Origin of the sequence: Streptomyces rectiverticillatus (genome assembly GCF_013394065.1) — a bacterium.
Taxonomy (GTDB): domain Bacteria; phylum Actinomycetota; class Actinomycetes; order Streptomycetales; family Streptomycetaceae; genus Streptomyces; species Streptomyces rectiverticillatus.
In genome coordinates, this window is record NZ_CP040752.1 from 3,304,494 (window position 1) to 3,318,197 (window position 13,704).

Annotated in this window: 13 protein-coding genes and 3 tRNA genes; 4 read left to right on the forward strand and 12 right to left on the reverse strand. The window is 70.6% G+C overall.

Annotation, left to right across the window (positions count from 1 at the left end; genetic code table 11):
- Positions 1 to 41: 41 nt before the first annotated feature.
- From FGW37_RS14185 to FGW37_RS14215, 7 genes are all read right to left on the reverse strand, one after another.
- On the reverse strand, positions 42 to 1,451 hold the full coding sequence (locus tag FGW37_RS14185) for a DHA2 family efflux MFS transporter permease subunit (RefSeq protein ID WP_179081387.1): 1,410 nt from the start codon (positions 1,449 to 1,451) through the stop codon (positions 42 to 44).
- Positions 1,452 to 1,530: 79 nt separating this feature from the next.
- A complete protein-coding gene (locus FGW37_RS14190) occupies positions 1,531 to 2,064 on the reverse strand; it encodes a TetR/AcrR family transcriptional regulator (RefSeq protein WP_179081388.1) in 534 nt (177 codons plus the stop codon).
- A gap of 74 nt (positions 2,065 to 2,138) precedes the next feature.
- Positions 2,139 to 2,570, reverse strand: a complete 432-nt coding sequence (locus FGW37_RS14195; RefSeq protein ID WP_179081389.1) for a MaoC family dehydratase — start codon at positions 2,568 to 2,570, stop codon at positions 2,139 to 2,141.
- Positions 2,570 to 3,022, reverse strand: coding sequence for a MaoC family dehydratase N-terminal domain-containing protein (locus FGW37_RS14200; RefSeq protein WP_179081390.1), 453 nt, complete (start codon positions 3,020 to 3,022; stop codon positions 2,570 to 2,572). Before FGW37_RS14200 ends, FGW37_RS14195 begins: the two co-directional genes overlap by 1 nt.
- Before the next feature lie 90 nt (positions 3,023 to 3,112).
- Complete coding sequence (gene rpmG / locus FGW37_RS14205) at positions 3,113 to 3,277, reverse strand: 50S ribosomal protein L33 (RefSeq protein ID WP_006604855.1); 165 nt, start codon at positions 3,275 to 3,277, stop codon at positions 3,113 to 3,115.
- An 85-nt stretch (positions 3,278 to 3,362) separates the two neighbouring features.
- Positions 3,363 to 3,435, reverse strand: a tRNA-Met gene (locus FGW37_RS14210).
- A 50-nt stretch (positions 3,436 to 3,485) separates the two neighbouring features.
- Positions 3,486 to 3,558: transfer RNA gene (locus tag FGW37_RS14215), tRNA-Thr, on the reverse strand.
- A gap of 194 nt (positions 3,559 to 3,752) precedes the next feature.
- Here FGW37_RS14215 and FGW37_RS14220 point away from each other — a divergent pair.
- Positions 3,753 to 5,027 carry an amidohydrolase family protein gene (locus FGW37_RS14220; protein ID WP_179081391.1) on the forward strand — a complete coding sequence of 425 codons (1,275 nt, stop codon included), beginning with the start codon at positions 3,753 to 3,755 and terminating at the stop codon, positions 5,025 to 5,027.
- A gap of 66 nt (positions 5,028 to 5,093) precedes the next feature.
- Positions 5,094 to 5,756, forward strand: a complete 663-nt coding sequence (locus tag FGW37_RS14225; RefSeq protein WP_179081392.1) for an NAD(P)H-binding protein — start codon at positions 5,094 to 5,096, stop codon at positions 5,754 to 5,756.
- A gap of 58 nt (positions 5,757 to 5,814) precedes the next feature.
- Here the strand turns inward: FGW37_RS14225 and FGW37_RS14230 are convergent.
- Positions 5,815 to 5,896 (reverse strand) — tRNA-Tyr (locus tag FGW37_RS14230).
- Between the two features lie 213 nt (positions 5,897 to 6,109).
- On the opposite strand from FGW37_RS14230, the gene FGW37_RS14235 reads away from it, so the two are divergent.
- Positions 6,110 to 6,598, forward strand: coding sequence for a YajQ family cyclic di-GMP-binding protein (locus FGW37_RS14235; RefSeq protein ID WP_058046849.1), 489 nt, complete (start codon positions 6,110 to 6,112; stop codon positions 6,596 to 6,598).
- Between the two features lie 113 nt (positions 6,599 to 6,711).
- Here FGW37_RS14235 and FGW37_RS14240 read toward each other — a convergent pair whose 3' ends face one another.
- Complete coding sequence (locus FGW37_RS14240) at positions 6,712 to 7,107, reverse strand: YccF domain-containing protein (protein ID WP_179081393.1); 396 nt, start codon at positions 7,105 to 7,107, stop codon at positions 6,712 to 6,714.
- A 515-nt stretch (positions 7,108 to 7,622) separates the two neighbouring features.
- On the opposite strand from FGW37_RS14240, the gene FGW37_RS14245 reads away from it, so the two are divergent.
- The gene (locus FGW37_RS14245; protein ID WP_246430389.1) at positions 7,623 to 9,515 is read left to right on the forward strand and encodes a recombinase family protein; all 1,893 of its coding nucleotides are present in this window, start codon (positions 7,623 to 7,625) and stop codon (positions 9,513 to 9,515) included.
- Here the strand turns inward: FGW37_RS14245 and htpX are convergent.
- The 3 genes from htpX to FGW37_RS14260 all read right to left on the reverse strand — a co-directional run bounded on the left by htpX (position 9,512) and on the right by FGW37_RS14260 (position 13,684).
- Entirely contained in the window at positions 9,512 to 10,366 is an 855-nt protein-coding gene (htpX, locus tag FGW37_RS14250; protein WP_179081395.1) for a zinc metalloprotease HtpX, read from the reverse strand. The genes FGW37_RS14245 and htpX overlap by 4 nt on opposite strands.
- 220 nt (positions 10,367 to 10,586) lie before the next feature.
- Entirely contained in the window at positions 10,587 to 12,110 is a 1,524-nt protein-coding gene (locus tag FGW37_RS14255; RefSeq protein WP_179081396.1) for an NADH-quinone oxidoreductase subunit N, read from the reverse strand.
- Entirely contained in the window at positions 12,110 to 13,684 is a 1,575-nt protein-coding gene (locus tag FGW37_RS14260) for a complex I subunit 4 family protein (protein ID WP_179084694.1), read from the reverse strand. The genes FGW37_RS14255 and FGW37_RS14260 overlap by 1 nt, the downstream gene beginning before the upstream one ends.
- Positions 13,685 to 13,704: the final 20 nt, after the last annotated feature.

Genomic DNA, 13,704 nt, shown 5'->3' on the forward strand with positions numbered 1-13,704 from the left:
GGGTGGGAGTGGCCCCGCCGCGCAGCGGCGGGGTCGGGCCGTCAGGGCGCGGTGGCCGGGCTCGCCGCAGGGGCCCCGGCCCCGTGGGCGGCGTCACGCCGGGGCGGGATCAGGGTCGCCGCCAGCGCCCCGAGCGCCACCGCCGCCGCCCCCGCCCACAGCGCAGGCGTCAGGCCGTCCAGGAAGCGCTGGGGCGACCCGTAGCCGCCCTGTGCGGAGAAGAGGGAGGCCAGGACGGCGATGCCCAGCGCCCCGCCCACCTCCCGCAGAGCGTTGTTCGCACCGGAGGCGATGCCCTGCTCCGCCGGGCGGACGCTGGACATGACGAGCTTCGCGGCGGGGGCGAAGAACAGGCCCATGCCGATGCCGCTGACGATCAGCCCGGGGAGCTGGGCCGCGTAGGAGACGTCCGGGCTCATGACCAGGGCGAAGTGGGCGAGGCCGAGCGCCTGGAGGGCCAGGGCGGTGACGACGACGGGGCGGCTGCCGATGCGGTCGGCGAGGTAGCCGGAGAGCGGCGCCGCGATCATGGGCATTCCGGTCCAGGGGAGCATGCGCAGCCCGGCCTCGGTGGGCGAGTAGCCGAGGACGTTCTGGAGGAACTGGCTGAGCAGGAAGATCGCGCCGAACATGCCCACGAACATGAAGACGCTCGCGGCGTTGACGCCTGCGAAGGCGCGGTTCTTGAAGAGGCGCATGGGGAGCATGGGCCGCTCGGCGCGGAGGCCGTGGCCGATGAAGCCTCCTATGAGGACGCTGCCCGCGATGAGGGCGATCAGGACCCGGGGGCTCGTCCAGCCGTGCGCGTCGGCGTTGATCAGCCCGTAGACGACGCCGAAGAGGCCGCCGCTGACGAGGAGCGTGCCGGGGAGGTCGAGGCGGGCGTTCTCGGCGCGCGACTCGTCCAGGCGGAGGCGGGCCAGCGGGATGAGGGCCAGGCCCAGCGGCACGTTGAGCCAGAAGATCCACTGCCAGGAGATGTGCTCGGTGAGCGCGCCGCCGATGAGCGGGCCGCCGGCGACCGCCAGGCCGTCCACGGCCCCCTTGATGCCGTACGCCAGGCCCCGGCGGTCGGCGGGGACGGCCGCGGTGAGCAGGGTGAGCGTCAGCGGCATGGTGATGGCGGCGCCCACGCCCTGGACGGCCCGGGCGGCGATCAGGACCTCGATGCCGGGCGCGAGGGCGGCCGCGGCGGAGGCGGCCGTGAAGATCACCAGGCCGGTGACGAAGAGCTTGCGGCGGCCGAAGCGGTCGCCCAGGGCCGCGCCGAACATGAGCAGGACCGCGAAGGTCAGCGTGTAGGCGTTGACGGTCCATTCGAGGTCTTCCAGCGCCCCGCCGAGGTCCTTGCGGATGGACGGGAGGGCGGTGGTGACGACCAGGTTGTCCAAGGCCGCCATGAAGCCGGCCACGCCGGTGATGATCAGGGCCCAGATCGCTTTGGGCTGCATGCTTCCCCCTGTTGGCTGCTTGATTAGTAATTGGTCACTAACTTTGGTGGGTGTGCGGAGGCGCAGGCCTTGGGGATCCTCAGAAACCGCTCCACACCCTGTGGTCCGGCGGGAAGCCCAGGGACACCAGCGTGTTGATCAGCATCCCCTTGGCCAGGAACCTCGTCGTCTCCGCCGGGTCCCCGCCGAGCGCCAGGTGCGCCCCGTCCCACAGCTCCAGCCACGCCGCCCGGATCGCGCTCCCGAACTCGTGGTCCCCCGCCGCCTCGGCCGAGGCCACCGCGACGTAGATCTGCATCTGCATCTGCAGCTTCTCGGGGTCCTCGGCGATGAGGTGGTCGTAGGCGGCGGCCATGGCCTGCAGCGCCCCGCGGGGCGGCGCGCCCTCGACCGCCTTCCGGAAGACCTCCCGGGTCTCCTCCAGGCAGCGGTGGGCCGCCGCCAGGAAGATCGCTTCCTTGGTGGGGAAGAGCCGGAACAGATACGGCTGCGAGACGCCCACGCGGCGCGCGATCGCCTCCGTGGACGTGCCCTTGTAGCCGGCGCGCGCGAACTCCGTGATCGCGGCGCGGATCACACTCTCGCGGCGCTCCTCCGCGCTCATCCTGACCATGAGGAGTAAGTTATTGGTCACTTACCTGTGATGTCAAAGGGGGAGGGCGCCGCTCGGCCGCGGCGCCCCCGGCGTCAGGCGAGGCGTACTACCGCTCGCGACATCCCCAGGACCTTCTGGCCCTCGCTCTTGACCACCAGGTCCACCCGGACCGTCCGGCGCTCGTCGTCCTTGGCCGCGACCTTGGCCGTGACCTCGATCACCGCGCCCTTGTCGTCGTTCGGCACGACGACCGGGCGGGTGAAGCGCACGCCGTACTCGGCGACGGCGCCCGGGTCGCCCACCCAGTCGGTGACGACGCGGCCCGCCTCGGCCATGGTGAACATGCCGTGCGCGATCACGTCCGGCAGGCCGACTTCCCTGGCGAACTTCTCGTTCCAGTGGATCGGGTTGAAGTCGCCCGAGGCGCCCGCGTAGCGGACCAGGTCCGCGCGCGTCACCGGGAAGGAGCGGGCCGGCAGCTCGGCGCCGATCTCGACCTCGTCGTAGGAGATACGGGCAGCCATCACGCCTCCTCGGCCGCGCGGGCCACCAGCGTCGTGTGCGCGGTCACCACGTGCTCGCCGTGCTCGTCCCGGACGTCGCCGCGGACCGACAGGACGTCGTTGCCCGCCAGGGACTTGATCGACTCGATCGTGGAGACGACCGAGAGGCGGTCACCGGCCCGCACGGGGCGGGCGTAGGCGAACTTCTGGTCGCCGTGCACGACGCGCGAATAGTCCAGGCCCAGCTGCGGGTCGTTCACGACCGCGCCGGCGGCCCGGTACGTGACGGAGAAGACGAAAGTCGGCGGGGCGATCACATCCTGATGCCCCAGCGCCTTGGCGGCCTCGGGGTCGGTGTACACCGGATTGGTGTCGCCGATGGCCTCGGCGAATTCGCGGATCTTCTCCCGGCCGACCTCGTACGGTTCGGTGGCCGGATAGGTCCGCCCTACGAAGGACTGGTCGAGCGCCATGGGCTCGGCACCTCCTGGGTGGTTACGGTGGCGGATACGCCACGAGGCCGCCCCCAAGCAATGGGGACGGCCTCATGAACGAGCCTGTTGTTATCGCGTCTCGCGGTGCGCGGTGTGCGAGTTGCAACGGGGGCAGTGCTTCTTCATCTCAAGACGGTCCGGGTCGTTACGCCGGTTCTTCTTGGTGATGTAGTTCCGCTCCTTGCACTCCACGCAGGCCAGCGTGATCTTCGGGCGGACGTCGGTGGCAGCCACGTGAGTGCTCCTTGACGGAATGGACGGATGAACGCAGACAAGAGTAGCCGACCGGAGGACCGACCCCACAATCGGCTACTACGTGTAGCGGTGACCGGACTTGAACCGGTGACACAGCGATTATGAGCCGCTTGCTCTACCGACTGAGCTACACCGCTTTGATGCGGGAGGGACTCCCCGCCCGAAGGCGAGGAACCTCTCACACCAGAGCCCCAAAACGGAATCGAACCGTTGACCTTCTCCTTACCATGGAGACGCTCTGCCGACTGAGCTATTGGGGCGAGCGAGGAAGACATTACACGGTTGGCCGCCGAAGGTGAAATCCGTATCCGAGCGAGGCCCGCGACGGTGCCACGGAAGCCTTCCCGCACCACACCAGTACGACTATTCGTCGCTTGCTCGAAGCCGTTCCTGACGCGCCCTACGCTCGGACGTGCTGCGTGATCATGCACGCCCCGGCCCCCGGAGGAGCGCGATGCCCGACAGCCAGCCGCAGCCCCCGGCGAACCCCGGCGGCGATGCCACCCCTCCCGCCGTCGTGCCCGGCGACGGCGCCCTCGTCCTCTGCGGCGCCCGGCTCGCCGACGGCCGCACCGTCGACGTGCGGCTCAGCGGCGGGCACATCGAGGCGGTGGGCACCGCCGGCAGCCTGGCGCCCGGCCCCCGCGTGGACCTCAGCGGCTATCTGCTGCTGCCCGCGCCCGCCGAACCGCACGGGCACGGCGCCACCGCGCTCACCGCCGAGGCCGACGGCCCCGTCTCGTACGCCCCCGAGGACGTCCAGCGCCGCGCCACCGAGGCCGCGCTGCTCCAGCTCGGGCACGGGGCCACCGCCCTGCGCTGCCACGTGCGGATCGGCGACGTGCAGGGACTGCGCTCGCTGGAGGCCGTCCTGCAGGCCCGGCGGGCGCTGCGCGGGCTGACCGACCTCACCGCCGTCGCCGTGCCCCGGCTGCTGACCGGGGCCGCCGGAGCCGACGGGCTGGCCCTGCTGCGGGACGCCGTGAAGATGGGCGCCGCCGTGGGCGGCTGCCCCGACCTCGACCCCGACCCCACCGGCTTCGCCGAGGCCGCCCTCGACCTCGCCGCCGAGTCCGGCTGCCCGGTCGACCTGCACACCGACGGCTCCGACCCGGCCCGGCTCGCCCGGCTGGCCGCCATGGCCGGCGGCCTGCGCCCCGGCGTCACCCTCGGCCCCTGCGGCGGCCTCGCCCGGCTCCCCCGCGACCTGGCCGTCCGGGCGGCCGGGCAGCTCGCCGCCGCCGGGGTCACCGTCGTCTGCTTGCCGCAGGGCGACTGCGGGACACTGGAGCAGCGCGGCGCACGCGTCTCGCGCTGCGCCCCGGTGCGGCTCCTGCGGGCGGCGGGGGTGCGGGTGGCGGCCGGCAGCGGCGCGCTGCGCGACGCGGCCAATCCGGTCGGGCGCGGCGATCCCCTGGAGGCCGCGTTCCTGCTGGCCTCGCACGGCGAGCTGCGGCCCGAGGAGGCGTACGAGGCGGTCAGCGGGTGGGCGCGGGCGGCCATGGGGCTGCCGCGGGTGCGGGTGGAGGCGGGCTTCCCGGCCGAGCTGCTGGCCGTCCGCGGCGAGCGCATCGAGGGCGTGCTCTCGATGGCCTACAGCCGCCTCGTGGTGCACAAGGGCCGCGTGGTGGCCCGTACGAGCGCCGTGCGGGAGTACTGCGACGGGTCGGCCGCCGCGGCCCTGGAGCTGCCCCGGCAGTCCTCGCGCGGCGGTGGCGAGCCGTCCTGACGCGGGGCCGGGGCGGGTCCGGCGAGGCCCTCTGTCGGATTCCGGTGATCGGCGTACGGTCGGATCATGCGCATTGTCATCGCTGGTGGACATGGTCAGATCGCGCTGCGGCTGGAGCGGCTGCTGCACGCGCGCGGAGACGAGATCGCGGGCATCGTCCGCAGGCCCGAGCAGGCCGGCGCCCTCCTGGCGGCCGGTGCCGAACCGGTCGTGTGCGACCTGGAGTCGGCCTCCGTGGGCGATCTGGTGAAGCATCTGGAGTCCGCCGACGCCGCCGTCTTCGCGGCCGGCGCGGGGCCGGGCAGCGGCATCGCCCGCAAGGACTCCGTGGACCGCGCGGCGGCGGCCCTCTTCGCGGACGCGGCCGAGGCGGCGGGGGTCCGCCGTTTCCTCGTGGTCTCCTCCATGGGCGCCGACCGCGAGCCCCCGGAGGGCACCGATCCGGTCTTCGCCGCGTACCTGCGCGCGAAGGGGGCGGCGGACGCGGACGTACGGGCCAGGGCGGGCCTGGACTGGACGATCCTGCGGCCCGGGCGGCTCACGGACGACGCCGGTACGGGGCTGGTGACGCTCGGGGAGTCCACGGGCCGGGGCGAGGTGACCCGGGACGACGTCGCGGCGGTCCTCGCGGCACTGCTGGACGAGCCGGGCACGGCGGGGCGGACGCTGGAGCTGATCGGCGGCGACACGCCGGTGACGGAGGCGGTGAAGGCGGCGGCGGGCGGCTGAAAGGCGGCCCGGAAACGAAAGAAGCCCCTGACCTTTTCAGGTCAGGGGCCCCGTTCCGTGGCGGCGCCAGGATTCGAACCTGGGTAGGCTAAGCCGACGGATTTACAGTCCGCTCCCATTGGCCACTCGGGCACACCGCCATGGGCTGTCGCCTCGGGCTCTCTTTCGATTCGCTCCGGGGCAACGACGTAAACCATACCCGATGACCTGGGGTGGTCCGCCACTCGGTTCATCGCCCGTGCGAACGGGCCCGGGGTGGCTAGGCTGACGGGGCGCTCCTCCACCGGCCCCCGGGCCGGCGGAGCACCGAGCCGCACCCCCCGATGGATCTACGTACGAGGAGCCAACTCAATATGGCCGACTCCAGTTTCGACATCGTCTCGAAGGTCGAGCGGCAGGAGGTCGACAACGCCCTCAACCAGGCCGCCAAGGAGATCTCCCAGCGTTACGACTTCAAGGGCGTCGGCGCCTCGATCGCATGGTCCGGCGACAAGATCGAGATGCGCGCCAATGCCGAGGAGCGGGTCAAGGCCGTCCTCGACATCTTCGAGACCAAGCTGGTCAAGCGCGGGATCTCGCTGAAGTCGCTCGACGCGGGCGAGCCGCAGGCCTCCGGCAAGGAGTACAAGATCTTCGCCTCGATCGAGGAGGGGATCTCGCAGGAGAACGCGAAGAAGGTCGCCAAGATCATTCGCGACGAGGGCCCGAAGGGCGTCAAGGCGCAGGTCCAGGGCGACGAGCTGCGCGTCAGCTCCAAGAGCCGCGACGACCTCCAGGCCGTCCAGGCCCTCCTCAAGGGCAAGGACCTGGACTTCGCGATCCAGTTCGTCAACTACCGGTAAATCAGCGGTAGTCGGCAGCAGTCACATCCGGGGCGCGCCGGAGGGATCCCCCTCCGGCGCGCCTTCGGCGTACCCGGCCTCAAGGGCGACCCCCGGCGGGAGCCGGCGGTTTCCTACCAGCGCCCGGCGAACGCCTGGTCCGTCGGGACGATCTCGCGGCCCAGAGGCATCAGCGAGACCGGGATCAGCTTGAAGTTCGCGATGCCCAGCGGGATCCCGATGATGGTGATGCACAGGGCGATGCCGGTGACGATGTGCCCCAAGGCCAGCCACCACCCGGCGAAGACGAACCAGATCACGTTCCCGATCAGCGAACCCGCACCGGCGTCCCGCCGCTCGACTGCCGTCCGGCCGAACGGCCACAGGGCGAAGCTCGCGATACGCAGCGAGGCGATGCCGAATGGAATGGTAATGATCAAGATAAAGCAGATCAGAGCCGCAACAACGTACCCGATCGCCATCCAGAAGCCACAGAGCACCAACCAGATGATGTTCAGGATGAACTTCATAAAACACAGCCTCCCACTCGACCTGCCCTCTAGCGACTGGGACGCCCAGGCGGCTACCGACGGTTGCCAGAGCCTGCATATCGACAACCCAAGGTGACGGCGGCCTGCTCGCGACCGGCTACTCGGGCAACGGATGGAGGCGGCGACCTCGGGCTGTCGGCTGTATGGGGTGAGCTCCGCCTGGAAGTCCCGCACGTGCCCCACGGCCCGCTCGGATCCGACGTACGCGGCTGCGATGCACTCGCGTACGTCAACACAGCACTACGCACCGAACGCGCCCGACTTCTCCGCCTCATATTCGGGAGACAGGCGCAACGCGTCACAACTTTCCCTAAAAGCCTACAAGTTGGATGTCATCCCGATAGGCTTTTCTAAACAAAACGGCCCTGGCAGCGGCTGCCACCGCCCCAGGGCCAGCCGACTGACATGGAGTCGACATGGTCAATAGAAGCACAACCTCACCAGGCTCGATCGAGGTAGTTTCACGCTCAGAGGCAGGCCGCGTCCTGCGAGCCGTGGACTACCTGCGCGTCTCGACTGAGGAGCAGAAGAAGGGCTTTGGTGTGGCCGCCCAAGGCAAGAAAACGAGACGGCACATCGGCCGCAAGAGGTGGAACCACGTCGCGACGTACGCCGACGAAGGCATCAGCGGCAGCCTGGAGATGCAGGATCGCCCGGATCTGATCCGGCTGATGGAGGACGCCCGCAACGATCAGTTCGACGTCGTCGTGGTGCCGGAAGGCCGGGGCATCGGCCGTGTCGGGCGTGCCTTCTGGCGCTGGGTCTGGGCCCTGGAAGATCTCGGCATCTTCGTCGCCATCGTGGACGGTGACGTGGACAACACCACTCCCGAGGGCCGTCGCGAGATGCGACGCCAGGCCGACTACGCCGAGACCGAATGGGAAGCCATCCGCAGTCGGACACAAGGCGGCCTGCAGGAGAAGGCGGAGGTCGGAGGGGCTCCCCACATCGGGGGGAAGCCACCCTTCGGGTACCGCATCCGGGATCAGGGCAAGCTCGGCCTCTCTCGCCTGGTCATCGACGAGGTGGAAGCCACAGTAGTCCGACTCGTCTACACCTGGGTTGTTGAGCACGGAGTCAGCTTCCGCGATGCAGCCATCCGGCTGTCCGCAAAGAAATCCACAACCAGGTCCGGAAAGCAGTGGACCTATCCGAACCTGCGGGATCGGATCCTTTCAGGTCCCGTCCTCAACGGCGAACTGGTGTTCCGCGGCGACCACGCGAAGAAGGACGCCGACGGCAACCCCATCTGGGGAGAGACCGTGAGGATCCAGCTGCCGCGCATCCTGACGCCCGAGGAAGCGAGTGCGCTGCGTAAGTCGGTGCGCGGTTACCGGAGGCGCTCCGGCCCCAACCGCGCGTTCTACCCGCTCACCGGTCGCATCATCGGTCTCTGCGGCGCTCCCTACACAGGGATCAGCCGTGAGGCAGTCCAAGGATGCGACCGGTTTTACCGGTGTAATGGGAAGAAGGAAGAAGTCCCCGGCGCAGAGGTTTGCGGCTGCTCATACGTCGAGGCCCCACTGCTCGAGAGCCGCGTCTGGGCAGAAGTCGTCAAGCTCCTGGGCAACTCTGACCGGCTCGGAGAGCTGGTCGGCGAATGGGTAGGCATGGCGGCCGATGACCAAACAGCCCACACCGAGCGGATCGCAGAACTCGACAAGCAGATCGCATCGATGAATTCCGCGATCTCTGCCGTGATCGTCGCCACGGCGAACCAACACGTCGACAGTGGCGCAGTTCCCGGAGGCATCGCGGATGCCGTCACTGCAGCGACTGCGGCGCTGAACGGCGAGCTGGCCCAGCTCAAGGAAATGCGCGAGGATGCTGCGGCCTGGCTGGTGGAGAAGGAAGAGGCGGACGAGCGAGCAAAGTCGCTGCAGCAGCTCGCTCAGCGGGCCCGCCGCGAGCCGGCCGAGATGGAGCCTGAAGATCAGGCCGAGATCATCAGCCTTCTCGACCTCAAGGTGATCTTCGAGGGGCCGGTACCCGTGAGGACGGGCGGCGTCCCATGCACCGTGCAGGCCTGGTACCGCTCAGCCGGCCTGGATGTCCCGGCTGCTGACTTGTCGGACGCGGAGTGGGCGCAGATTGCGCCTCTGCTGCCGCCGGAGCGCAAGGGGAAGCGGGCTGCGGTGCGGCGTTGCGTCAACGCTCTTCTCTACAAGGCTCGGTCCGGCATTTCCTGGTCCACCTTGCCGGATGAGTACGGCTCGCAGAGAACTGCCTCGGCGTACTTCAGCAGGTGGGTGAAAGACGGCACCTGGGCGCGGGTCAACGAGGTCCTGGCCGACATCACTCGCGTCCCCCTGCCGACGGTTGGCCTGCTGCCGCCTATGCGGGTTGAAGACCGGTTCGATCCACGCGTAGATCAGGATCAGGATTAGCCCGCCATCTGCTCCAGGCGGGCGATGCGCTCCCCCATCGGCGGGTGGGTGGAGAACAGCTTGGTCATGCCGCCGCCCGCGCGGAACGGGTTCGCGATCATCATGTGGCTGGCCGTTTCGATGCGGGGCTCGGGTGGCAGGGGCAGGCGCTGCGTGCCCGCTTCGAGTTTGCGGAGGGCCGAGGCCAGGGCGAGGGGGTCGCCGGTGAGGCGGGCGCCGGAGGCGTCGGCCTCGTATTCGCGGGAGCGGCTGACGGCGAGCTGGATGACGGACGCCGCGATCGGGCCCAGCAGCATGATCATGATCATGCCGACGATGCCGGGGCCCTCGTCGTCGTCCGATCTGCCGAACGGGATCAGCCAGGCGAAGTTCACCAGGAACATCACCACTGAGGCGAGCGCGCCCGCGATCGAGGAGATGAGGATGTCGCGGTTGTAGACGTGGCTGAGCTCGTGGCCGATGACGCCGCGCAGCTCGCGCTCGTCGAGCAGGCGGAGGATGCCGTCAGTGCAGCAGACGGCCGCGTTGCGGGGATTGCGGCCGGTCGCGAAGGCGTTGGGGGCCTCGGTCGGCGAGATGTACAGCCGGGGCATGGGCTGGCGTGCGGCCGTGGAGAGCTCGCGGACCATGCGGTAGAGCTGGGGCGCCTCGAATTCGCTGACGGGGCGGGCGCGCATGGCCCGCAGGGCCAGCTTGTCGCTGTTCCAGTAGGCGTAGGCGTTGGTGCCGAGCGCCACCAGGACGGCGACGATCAGGCCCGTACGCCCGAAGAGGCTGCCGATGACGATGATGAGTGCGGACAGCCCCCCGAGAAGGACTGCGGTCCTGAGCCCGTTGTGCCGGCGGTGCACGGTACGCCCTCCAAGTGGTGCGGCAGGGGAACCCTTCGCGCTGTCGTGCTTCCACTCGCGGTGGAATCTCCAGTGGAACCTTCCTGACCGGTCAACGCCAGGCGAAGGCCCCTGGTTCCCTTGTGCCCGCGGGCGGCGCCGGTCCGTACGGGTGACCCTCCGGGTGGGTTCGCCGGGTGCGCGACGGTTCGCCCGGCGGCGTGTTCCGCCGGGCCCCGCTCTAGAGGAGCGCGCCCGAGGCGAAGCGCAGGACGAGCTGCGGGGCGCCCGACAGGGCGATGCCGGCCACGGCGGTGAGGGCGATGGCGGCGCCCAGCGGGAGCGGGATCCGTACGGACGCCGTCCCGGACGGCGTCCCCTCCGCGGCCTCCTCCGCCGGCCGGAAGAGCACCGCCGTCCACTGCAGGTAGTAGTACAGGGCGATCACGACGTTGAGGGCCATGACGACCGCCAGCCAGCCCAGGCCCGCGTCGACGGCCGCGGTGAAGACCGTGACCTTGGCGAAGAGGCCGATGACGCCCGGCGGCAGGCCCGCCAGGCAGAGCAGGAAGAAGCCCAGGGCGAGCGCTGCGAGCGGGCGGCGGGCGTAGAGGCCCCGGTAGTCCGTGATCCGGTTCTGCGGGCTCGTACGGGCCACCAGGGCGGCGACGGCGAAGGCGCCGAGGTTCACGGCGGCGTACATCAGGGCGTACGCGACGGTGGAGCCGATGGCGTGCGCGGGGTCGTCGGCGTAGCCGGCGGCGGCGATGGGCACGAGCAGGTAGCCCGCCTGGCCCACGGAGGACCAGGCCAGGAGGCGGACGGCGCTGTGGGCGCGCTCCGGGCGCTGGCGCAGCGCGGCGACGTTGCCGGCGGTCATGGTGACGGCGGCGAGCACGGCGAGGGCCGGGCCCCAGACGCCGGAGTACGCGGGGAAGGCGACGACGGCGACGAGGATGAGGCCGGTGAAGCCGACGGCCTTGCCGATGACCGACAGGTAGGCGGCGACGGGCAGCGGCGCGCCCACGTAGGTGTCGGGCACCCAGAAGTGGAAGGGGGCGGCCGCGGTCTTGAAGGCGAAGCCGACGAGGGTGAGGGCGACGCCGGTCTGCGCGAGGGTGCCGAGGCGGGGGTCGACGCGGCCGAGCTCGGCGGCGACCTCGGTGAGGTGCAGGGTGCCGGTGGCCGCGTAGACGAAGCTGACGCCCAGGAGGGTGACGGCGGTCGCGGTGACCGAGGAGAGGAAGAACTTCAGGGCCGCCTCGGAGGAGCGGCGGTCGCCGCGGCGCAGGCCGACGAGGGCGAAGGCCGGCAGGGAGGCCACTTCGAGGGCCACGACGAGGGTCGCGAGGTCCCGGGAGGCGGGCAGCAGGGCGGCGCCCGCGGCGGAGGACAGCAGCAGGAACCAGAACTCCCCTTCGGGGAGTTCCTCGTCGCGGACGGCGCTCATGGACAGCAGGGCCGTCAGGAGGGCGCCGCCGAGCACCAGGAGCTGGATGACGAGCGTGAAGTGGTCGGCGGTGTAGCTGCAGGCGTGGCGGCCGGCGGAGGTGCCGGTGAGGCAGAACGTGGAGCGGTCGCCGCCGAGGAGCGGCAGCAGGGAGACTCCCGCGAGCACCAGTCCGGCGACGGAGAACCATCCGAGGAGCGGCTTGCGGGCCTCGGGGAGGAAGAGGTCGGCGACCAGGACGGCCAGCGCCACGACGGCGGTGACGGTGGGCGGTGCGATGGCGAGCCAGTCGACGGACTGGATCAGGGAGCCCATCAGTTGCCTCCTCGGAGGAGCTGCTGAACGGCCGGGTCGGTGAGGCCGAGGAGGGCCGCGGGCCAGAGTCCGGCGAGGACGGTGAGGGCGACGAGGGGGGTCCAGGCGGCGAACTCGTAGGACCGCACGTCGGCGGGTGCGTCCTGCGCGGTGCCGGTGGTCTGCGGCCGGGTGCTGCCGCCGTCGCCGCCCATGCACACGCGGCGGACGACGACGAGCATGTAGGCGGCCGTCAGGAGCGTGCCGAGGCCGGCCAGGGCCATGAACGTCAGGAACGCCGGGCGGCTGAGCCCCTCCGCCGGGCGGAAGGCGCCGAACATCGCGAGCATCTCGCCCCAGAAGCCGGCGAGGCCGGGCAGGCCGAGGGAGGCGATCGCGCCGAAGGCGAGGAGCCCGCCGAGGCGGGGGGCCTTGCCGTAGAGGGCGGCGCCGGTGCGGCCGGAGAGGGCGTCGAGGTCGCTGGTGCCGTAGCGGTCCTTGACCGCGCCGACCAGGAAGAAGAGGAGGCCGGTGATGAGGCCGTGGGCGATGTTGGCGAACAGGGCGCCGTTGACCCCGGTGGGGGTGAGCGTGGCGATGCCGAGCAGGACGAAGCCCATGTGGCCGACGGAGGAGTACGCGATGAGGCGCTTGAGGTCGCCCTTCGCGCCCGACCGGGCCAGCGCCAGGCAGACCAGCGAGCCGTAGATGATGCCGACGGCCGCGAAGGCGGCGAGGTACGGCGCGAAGGTGTGCGCGCCGTCGGGTGCGATCGGCAGGACGATGCGTACGAAGCCGTACGTGCCCATCTTCAGCAGCACGCCCGCCAGGAGCACGGAGCCGACGGTCGGGGCGGCGGTGTGGGCGTCGGGCAGCCAGCTGTGCAGGGGCCACATGGGTGCCTTGACGGCCAGTCCGATGCCGATGGCGAGGACGGCGATCAGCTGCGTGGTGTGGCCGAGCGAGGACCCGTTGTCAGTGGCGAGTGCCACCATGTCGAACGTGCCGCCCTTGATCCCGACCAGGAGGAGGCCGAGCAGCATCACGACGGAGCCGAGCAGCGTGTAGAGGATGAAGCGCCAGGCGGCGCGCTCCCTGCCCTCGCCGCCCCAGCGGGCGATGAGGAAGTACATCGGGATGAGCACCATCTCGAAGGCCAGGAAGAACAGCATCAGGTCGAGGACGGCGAAGGTTGCGAGGGTGCCGGACTCCAGGACGAGGAGCAGCGCGACGAATGCCTTGGGAGACGGGCCCGTTGGCATTTTGAAGTAGCTGTACAGCGCGCAGAGGAAGGTCAGCAGCGCCGTCAGGACGAGGAGGGGGAGCGAGATGCCGTCGACGCCCAGGTGGATCCGGATGTTCAGGGCCGGGATCCAGCTGATGTCGGTGGTCGCCTGCATGCGGGCCGGGTTGTCGTGGTCGAAGCCGGCGGCGAGGGCGACGGTCAGTGCGAGGACGGCGCCGGTGACGGTGACGCCGTGGCGGAGGACGGCCTGCCCGGGGTTCCTGCCCTTGAGGCCGGGCGGGGCCGGCAGCAGCGCGGCGGCGGCGCCGACCAGGGGAAGAACGACGACGGCAGCGAGGAGGTACTGCATGGCGGTGCCGGTCTGAAGAG